Below are 6,082 nucleotides of genomic sequence, written 5' to 3' on the forward strand. Positions count from 1 at the left end.
CCACTGTACCCCACTCCCCCCCACCTGTCCGACACTCCGGACACCCCCACGCCCACGTCCGGCGGGGCCTGGAGATCACCTCTCCGGCATCAATGTGTCTTTTGACCGAACGTGTCAAAAACACCTCCGGTAACCGATGCAGCGGCTATCCTCGACCGCCGCCGCGAATGAGTACGCTTTCCGGACGGAGCGGACGGATGATTCCCGCCGGTGAAGATCGGCTTCCGCTCGGTGCCACACTTGTGGGGGGGCCGCCGGGCCCACCTCGCCGATCTGGGGACGGAGGCCGACGTGACGGTGACGGAGCCCGGCGTCATACCGTGGCGCGAGCCCGGGACCGGCCTGCGCCACCTCGCGGATGTCGCGACGCGCATGACCCGCGCGGTCGAGAGCGTCATCGACGGCAAGCCCGAGGTGGTCAGGACATCCCTGGTCGTCCTGCTCGCCGAAGGCCACCTGCTCATCGAGGACGTGCCCGGCGTCGGCAAGACGATGCTCGCCAAGGCGCTGGGGCGCTCGATCGACGCCCGCGTCCGCCGCATCCAGTTCACTCCCGACCTGCTGCCCAGCGATGTCACGGGGGTGAGCGTCTACAACCAGGACACCCGCGACTTCGAGTTCCGCCCCGGGCCGGTCTTCTCCAACCTGGTCATAGCCGACGAGATCAACCGAGCCGCCCCCAAAGCGCAGTCGGCACTCCTCGAATGCATGGAGGAACACCAGGTCACCATTGATGGCGTCACCTATCACCTGGAATCGCCGTTCATGGTCGTCGCGACCCAGAACCCGATCGAGATGGAAGGCACCTATCCCCTGCCCGAGGCGCAACGGGACCGTTTCACCGCACGGGTGTCCATGGGCTATCCGTCATCCGCGGCCGAGCTGGCCATGCTGGACAGCCATGGCAACACCGAGCCCCTCGACGCGGTCGACCCGGTCACCGAGGCCGCCGAGATCACCAGACTCATCTCCCTGGTCCGTTCGGTCCACGTGGCCGACGAGGTACGCCGCTACATCGTCGATCTCGTGACGGCGACCCGCCGGCACCCGGAGCTCGTCCTGGGTGCCTCCCCGCGCGCGGCCCTGCACCTGATCAGGACCGCCCGGGCCCACGCCGCCCTCGACGGCCGCGCCTTCGTCGTCCCCGACGACGTCCAGGCGATGGCCGAACCGGTCCTCACCCACCGGCTGCTGGTCAGAGCGGAGACCGCGGCGTCGGGCGGGTCCGCCGTCGAGGCCGCCTCCCGGATCGTCGCGGACATCCTCACGCGGGTCCCCATCCCGCACCGGGGGGCACGTCCGTCGCACCGTGGCCGTTAGATCGCTGTGTCGGACTTCCTGGCAGCCTTACGAGGCCTGACCGTCCGCGGGCAGTGTTTCGTGGTCACCGGGCTGGTCTGCTGCGGGCTGGCGGTCGTGGTCGGCGAGAAGGACCTCCTGCGGGCCGGCCTGCTGCTGCTCACCCTGCCGCTGTGCGCGACGGCGTTCGTGTGCCGGACCCGCTACCGGCTCGCCTGCCACCGGCGCCTGACACCCGCCCGCGTGACCGTGGGGGCGGTGGTGTCGGTCGGTGTCCGGATCGACAACATGAGTCGGCGTTCCTCCTCGGTGCTGCTGGTGGATGACGACATCCCCGCCCATCTCGGCTTCCGGGCGCGCTTCATGCTCGACCGGGTGGAGCCGGGGGGCGCCCGGTACTTCACCTATCAGCTTCGCCCCCGGCTGCGCGGCCGTTACCTGATCGGGCCGATGGCGATCCGGATCACGGATCCGTTCGGGCTGTGCGAGCTCACCCGCACGTTCCGCAGCCGCGACGAACTGGTCGTCACCCCGCCGGTGGAAACGCTGCCCGCGTCGCGCCCCGGCAGGCAGATCACGATCGGTGACCTCCGCCAGCGCGACCGGCCCACCATGGGGACCGACGACTTCGTCACCCGCCCCTACCAGGCCGGGGACGACCTGCGACGGATCCACTGGCGCACCAGTGCCCGCGCCGGTGAGCTGATGGTGCGCCGGGAGGAGAGCTCCCGCCCGGCCAGCGCGACCGTCCTGCTCGACACCCGCTCCGCGGCCTGGGCCGGTCAGGGGCCGGCCTCCTCGTTCGAGTGGGCGGTCAGCGCCGCTGGCTCGGTCGCGGCGCATCTCACCGAGAGCGGCCACCTGGTCGACCTGATCTGTGACGGCAGCCTGGCGGCCGCACCGGCCGCGGGCGGACCACGGAAGCCGACCCGCAGCACCACCGCGCTGCTGGACGCGCTCGCCGTGGTGACCACCGCCGACGCCGGTCCGCCGTCCCGTGCGGCATCCCCGGGCCCGCCCATCCCCGGCCGGCGCGGCCTGGCCCACCTCGCCGGCGACGGGATACTCGTGGCGGTCCTCGGCTCCACCGAGCCGGCACGAGCAGGGATACTCGCCAGGGCCCGCCCGCGCGGCACACTCGCGACGGTCGTGCTCGTCAACGTCGCGACCTGGGACGGGAACCATGCCGCAGCCGGGCAGGAGGCCACCGGGCAGGAGAACCTGCGCGCCTGCCGCGCGGTCTTCCAGCGTCACGGCTGGACTGTGATCGTCGCCGGCTACGGCGACACCCTCGCCACGTTGTGGCCGGGTGGGTCCCAGCGGAGCTCCGGACGAAGCACAGCCGGCAGCGGGAAGAACAACAGGGCCGGGCGTCAGGCGGCCGGCGCCCAGAGCACAGGCGTGATCCACCATGGCCGACCGCAGCCACCGCAGCCACCGCAGCCACGGCATCCGGAACCACGGCACGTCGCCCAAGGGAGTGGTCCCACGCAGCCGCGGCATCCGGAACCACGGCATCCGGATCCGTCGGCCTCGTCGAGCCAGCCGCTCGAGTGGCCATCCACTGTTGGCCGGGCCGCTCCTGCCTCGGCCGCTCCTGGCCCGGCGACTCCTGGCCCGGCGACTCCTGGCCCGGCGACTCCTGGCCCGGCGACTCCTGGCCCGGCGACTCCTGATTCGGCGGCTCCTGCCTCGGCCGCTCCTGGCCCGACGGCTCCTGGCCCGGCGACTCCTGATTCGGCGGCCGTTGGCCCTGCTACCACCGGTCAGGCCACCGCCTGGCCAGCCAGCAGCGATTCGGCCATCAGAGGTTCGGCCGCTGAGAGTTCGGCCACCAGCAGCGCGGCGGCCGGCAGGCCAAGGGTCGGCAGACCAGCGGCCACCTGGCCGACCGCCGCTGACCCAGCCATTACCAGCCGGGCCACCGGCGGCCCAAGATCCTTCCCGCCTGACACGACCAGCACGGCACCACCTACCACACGCCCACCCACCGCACGCCCGACAGCCCTCCCACCCGGACCGCCCGACAGCGCCAGAACGTCCCCCCTGCCCCGCTTGTCTGCCATGCGGGAACGCGCCGACAGCAGGCCCGAGCCGGCGCGCCCGTCCGCAACACCCCGGTCACCGGCCACGCGGGTGCGGCCTGAGGAGACCCCGGAAGACGCGGCCACGGCAGGGCAGCCAGAGGCGGAAGCAGGCCTGCGGCGATGATCACGCGCCTGCCCCCCACCCTGACCGCTACTCTCGGTGGCGCACTCGCGTCGCTGCTGTGCGCGTTCGCGCTCGCGCCGTTGTTCGACGGCCTGTGGTGGCTGCGGCTGGCTGTCGCGGCCACGGCGGTGGTGGCGGGAACGTCCGTGCTGGGCCAGGCCCTGCGGTTGCCCGTCCCGGGCATCGTGCTGTTGGAGGCACTCAGCCTGCTCGTCGCGGCGACCATACTGTGTGCGCGGGAAACCGCCCTCGCCGGCGTGCTGCCGACCAGCCAGACGCTGGAAACGCTGCGTTCCCTGATCGCCACCGGCCGGGACGACGTGGCTCGGTTCGCCGCGCCGGTACCGCAACGGCCGGGTCTGGCGCTGCTCGTCCTCATCGGCGTCCATCTGGTCACGATGGTCGTCGATTTCCTGATGACGGTGGCCCGGCGTCCGGCACTCGCCGGGCTCCCGCTGCTGGCGCTGTTCATGCTGCCGGCGGCGGTGCTGCCGGACGGCGTCGGGCCGGTCCGGTTCGTTCTCGGCGCGTTGGGCTTCCTCCTGCTGCTGATAGTGGACGGCCACACCAGCATCGAACGCTGGCGAAAACCGGTCACCACCGCGTCAGCCCCCGCATCGGGTTCCGGCGCACCCGGCCCAGGCGTCGGCACCGGCCATAGCTCTGGCTCTGGCTCTGGCTCTGGCTCTGGCTCTGGCTCTGGCTCTGATCATGGCCCTGGCCAGGGCGCATCGGATGCCGCCTCGTCGGCATCCCCGCGGCTGGGCAACAGAGCCGGCGTCCACGTCATCGGGATCACCGTGTGCGCGATGGTGTGCGCGGTGGCTGTACCGGCCGCGCTGCCCTCGCTACAGGAACTGGCGCTTGTCACGCACGGTCAGGGCAACAACCATGACGACGGCCCCGGCTCGACGGTTGTCATCCAGCCGATCGTCTCGTTGGCGCAGCAACTGCACTCCCCGCTGACAAAGGAACTGGTGTCGGTGCGCACCACGTCACCGCAGTATCTGCGGCTGACCGCGCTCGAACAGTTCGACGGGCAACAGTTCACCCTGCGGGCGCTGCGCGCCGGACGCGAGGCAAAAATCAGCAACGGCCTGCCCAGGCCGACAGCCACCGCCCACAGCACGCAGATCGCCGCGGCCATCCGCGTGTCGAAGGACCTGGAGGCGAACTACCTCCCGCTGCCCGGCACCCCGACCAGAATCACCGGTCTTGACGGTGACTGGCGGCTGGCCGCCGAGACCGGCACGGTGTTCAGCACCCGGACCTCCACCGCCGACGCGACCTACCAGGTCGAAGCAGCCGTCCCAGCCCCCACCCGCGAAGAGCTCACGACCACGTTGACAGCCGTCCCAGCCGAGCTGAAGATCGACACCGAACTGCCCGCCAGCACCGACCCCCGGATCCACAACCTGGCACGGCAGCTCACGCGAACCGCGTCCGGCCCCTACCAGCAGGCTGTCGCCATCCAGAACTACCTGCAGAGCGGTGCCTTCACCTACGACCTGGACGGCGCACCCACCACCCAGGCCGGGGCGCTGACAGACTTCCTGTTCACGCGCAAACGCGGCTACTGCGAGCAGTTCGCCTCCGCGATGACGGTGCTGCTGCGGTCGCTGGGGATCCCGGCCCGGGTGGCGATCGGCTTCAACGCGGGCGAACGGCAGCCGGACGGCAGCTACCTGATGACCAACAAGAACATGCATGCGTGGCCAGAGGTGTGGTTCGCCCCCACCGGATGGATCCCCTTCGAGCCGACCCCGCCAGCGAGTGCGGGCATCGCCATCCCCGGCTACTCACAGGTCCAGAAGCCGGCTGGAGGGAGCACGGCTTCCGTGCAGGCGGGCGCCGCCCGGTCGTCGTCCGCGCCCGAGACCGCCGCGCCGAGCGCAGGCACCACCAGCGGCGACGGGCAGGACACGGTGGCGCATCAGCCTCTCACACAGCCGCGGCCCACCAGCGACGGGCCGCTGCCCGCGATCCTCTGGTGGTTCCTGCCGGGGGCCGCCCTCCTCGCGCCACTGGGTGGACCAGCCCTGCTGCGGATGGCCCGCCGTCGACAGCGCCTCAGGGCCACCCTGCGGGAGGCCCCCGACGACGGGGACGCGGCGGCCGACAGCCGTGCGCACGCGGCCTGGGCCGAACTGGCCGACCTCACCGTCGATCTCGGCATGCCGCTGCGGCCGAACGAGTCCCCGCGAGCCAGCGCGACGCGGCTGAGCGCTCACATCGCGGCCAACGCCCGCACCCCCGAGCGAACGATCACGACGGCGGAGGCCGAGGAGGCCCTGGCTGCCCTGCTCCGGATCGCCGAGGCGGAGGAACTCGCCTGCTACGCGCCGCTGGCCCTGGTCCGCTCCCACGCACCGGACGAACGAATCGGACGTGATCTACAGACAGTTACGCGCATCCTGAAGAAGATAACGCCGCGTACCAGCCGCGTTTGGGCCACCGCAGTCCCCCGCTCCGTGGTCGCCGACCTGAGGGGCCTGCGCAGCCTGGTCCGGACGGGGAGCCGCCCGAAGCCGAGACGCCCGGCAGCACTCCGGCACGACCAGAACAGCCGGCA

General features: G+C 71.6%; 3 protein-coding genes. All 3 read left to right on the forward strand.

Going from position 1 to position 6,082, the window contains the following annotated elements; all coding sequences use genetic code 11:
* Nucleotides 1–291: 291 nt before the first annotated feature.
* Nucleotides 292–1,320 (forward strand): AAA family ATPase, encoded by a 1,029-nt coding sequence (locus tag AC5LUJ_RS05975; protein WP_445548461.1) that lies wholly within the window; start codon nt 292–294, stop codon nt 1,318–1,320.
* Between the two features lie 6 nt (nt 1,321–1,326).
* Nucleotides 1,327–3,510, forward strand: coding sequence for a DUF58 domain-containing protein (locus AC5LUJ_RS05980; protein WP_250291957.1), 2,184 nt, complete (start codon nt 1,327–1,329; stop codon nt 3,508–3,510).
* On the forward strand, nt 3,507–6,082 hold a 2,576-nt coding region (locus tag AC5LUJ_RS05985; RefSeq protein ID WP_493464593.1), incomplete at its 3' end, for a transglutaminase TgpA family protein. The genes AC5LUJ_RS05980 and AC5LUJ_RS05985, both read left to right, overlap by 4 nt.

Source organism: Protofrankia sp. CiP1_Cm_nod3 (genome assembly GCF_982290655.1).